This is a genomic window from Blastococcus sp. KM273129, from assembly GCF_021698995.1.
GTDB lineage: Bacteria > Actinomycetota > Actinomycetes > Mycobacteriales > Geodermatophilaceae > Blastococcus.
In genome coordinates this window covers 1-239 of the sequence record NZ_SSXB01000232.1, presented here as the reverse complement: position 1 = coordinate 239, position 239 = coordinate 1, and the positions used below count along the sequence as shown (strand labels likewise).

Sequence of the window (239 nt, the reverse complement as noted above, 5' to 3'; positions counted from 1 at the left end):
CCACGTCATCGGTCGACGCCGACCAGCTCACCGTCACCTGCGCCGGCCCATCAGCCACCGCCGCCACACCCCCCGGCACCGACGGCGCCGTCGTGTCGGACACCGGCTCGGTGGGGTCCTCGCCGCCACTGCTGGCACCGGGCCGCAGGGCCCGCATCCAGCCGACCGCCTGGATCGACTTGCTCAGCCGCCAGGTCGCCGTCCCGGTCGCTCCCACCGCCGGCCGCGCGACGTGCGCC

1 protein-coding gene is annotated in these 239 nt (G+C 77.0%); it reads right to left on the bottom strand.

Features of this window, described 5'->3' with window-relative positions:
• Positions 1-239, bottom strand: a 239-nt coding sequence (locus E9565_RS22140; protein WP_236836754.1) for a hypothetical protein, incomplete at both ends; no start/stop codon positions are given.